The 2160-nt window shown below is 63.3% G+C and carries 1 protein-coding gene and 1 pseudogene; one reads left to right on the top strand and one right to left on the bottom strand.

Annotated elements, in window-relative coordinates; all coding sequences use genetic code 11:
* Positions 1–174 precede the first annotated feature (174 nt).
* Positions 175–1611, bottom strand: a complete 1437-nt coding sequence (locus DDF70_RS36065) for an IS1182 family transposase (RefSeq protein ID WP_114947838.1) — start codon at positions 1609–1611, stop codon at positions 175–177.
* Between the two features lie 228 nt (positions 1612–1839).
* On the opposite strand from DDF70_RS36065, the pseudogene DDF70_RS36060 reads away from it, so the two are divergent.
* Positions 1840–2160: pseudogene (locus tag DDF70_RS36060) on the top strand (alpha/beta fold hydrolase); the annotation flags it as partial.

Here is a 2160-nt window from a genome sequence, read left to right as displayed (position 1 = left end):
TGACCGAGGCTGTGTCAAAACGCAGATCGGGACCGAGTGAGCTCACCTCTGTGATCCTCTGATCGGCTGGAGCGCAGGTGACAACGGCCGTTTGGCTCATCGACAAGGCTGGATGTCATTCTTGCTGGTGTCCCAGCCATCGTGATCAGCTTGGGTGCCTAGAGCGATGCCCCCTCAGGACTGGATTGCTGCCAGCAGCGGCCCTGGTCCGAGGATCGCCAGAACCCGCTTCAGGTTATAGGCGAGCACGTGCAGGCTCATCTCGGTGCGCACCCGCTCCAAGGTCCGGGTCAGGAAGTGCGTAGCACCCATCCAGGCCTTGATCGTTCCAAACGGATGCTCCACCGTCTGCCGCCGCAGACGCGGCGTCTCCGGGGCCCGATCGAGCCGCTCCTGCATCGCATCGAGCACATCCTCATGCTCCCAGCGTCTGACCCGGCGCTCCTTGCCGGGCGTACACTGATCTTTGAGCGCACAGGTTTGGCAGCAGCTGGTCCAGTAGAGATGCAGCAGCATCCCATGCTCGATGGTGGAGCATCGTCGCGTCAGGCGCTCTCCGGCGGGACAGCGATAGGTGTCATCCTCGGGATGATAGACGAAGTCCTGCTTGCCGAAGCGTCCGTCAGCCTTGGCGCTCGAGTTGAGGGTCTTGGGCACATAGGGCGTGATCCCAGCTCTCTCGCAGGCCAGGATGTCCTCGCCCTTGTAGTAGCCTCTGTCCGCCAGAGCCTCCAGGCTCGGCGTGCCCATGGCACCCTGCGCCTGCTGGCCCATCACCGATAACTGGCCCCGATCCGAGCCGCTGTTGGTGACCTCATGTGCGACGATCAGGTGGTGCTGGACATCCACCGCGGCCTGAACGTTGTAGCCGACGATGCCCGTGCCGATGCCCCGGTTGGTCATCGCCCGCGCGTCCGGATCAGTGAGCGAGATCTGCTGGTCGGGAGCCGCCAGCACCTGCTGCTCCAGCTCCCGGAACTGCTGCATCTGCTCTCTGAGCGCCGCGATCTTGTCCTTGATCCGCCCGGCCTTCACCTGCGCCAGCTCGCTCTCCTGCCGATCGGCCGTGTCGAGGGCGGACAGATAGTGTGCGATGCTGGCCTCCACCTGCTCGATGCGCTTGGCGAGCTTGGCCGGCGTGAAGTTCTTGTCCCGCGCGTTGACCGCCTTGAACTTGGAGCCGTCGATGGCCACCACCGCCTGCGAGAACAGGTTGAGCGTGCGGCACAGCCCGACGAACTGGCGGCACACGGCCCGAATGGCCGGTCCATTGTCCTTGCGGAAGCGGGCGATGGTCTTGTGATCCGGCTGAAGCTGGCCGGTGAGCCACATCAGCTCAAGGTTGCGGCCGGTCTCCTGCTCGAGGCGGCGGCTGGACGGGATGCGGTTGAGATAGCCATAGATGTAGATCTTGAGCAGGGCCGCCGGATGGTAGGCCGGGCGGCCCGTCGCCTGTGGGATGACACTCTCGAACCCCAGGGCATGCAAGTCGAGTTCCTCGACAAAGACGTCGATCACCCGCACCGGATTGTCGTCACTGACGTACTCGTCGAGGCAGACCGGGAACAAGGTGCCTTGGCTGCGCTCCTGGCCTTGGACAAACCGCTTCATCGCGATCCCTCCAGTCCGTACTGACCCAACCAGATTACTAGATTCCGCGTTTTGACACAGCCTCGACCCACAGCCGACATTTGCAGGCTGATAGTCCGGGCCTTTTATGCCTGGAGGATGTGGTGCATGCTGCTCTTCTGATGCGTCACGGCTTGGTATTGTGAGCCAATGCTGGCGATCCGCACTGGCCCGCCTTTGCTAGATTGACGCGTGAACAGGAGCGGTCCTGTGAACACTCCAGTGACCGGATGGTTGGACGAGATGCGCCGGCAGATCGGGCTTGGGCTTGATGCCGTCGGCGTCGGGCCAGAGGAGATGCCCCACCGGGTCATCAACCAGTGTCCCGGTGCGCGGGTACGAGCCTACCATCGCGGCGATGTTCGCCGAGGGCCGGTGCTTCTCATCATCCCGGCTCCCTTCAAGCGGGCTTATCTCTGGGATCTTCTGCCGCCGGTGAGCGTGGTCCGCCACTGCCTCGAACGAGGCTTTCGCGTCTATCTGCTCGAATGGCTCGTTCCCACGCCGCAGGAGGATGAATTCGGCTTCGCG

Origin of the sequence: Microvirga calopogonii (assembly GCF_003347665.1) — a bacterium.
GTDB lineage: Bacteria > Pseudomonadota > Alphaproteobacteria > Rhizobiales > Beijerinckiaceae > Microvirga > Microvirga calopogonii.
Note: the sequence above shows the minus strand (reverse complement) of the source record. Positions and strands in the feature narration are given on the sequence as shown.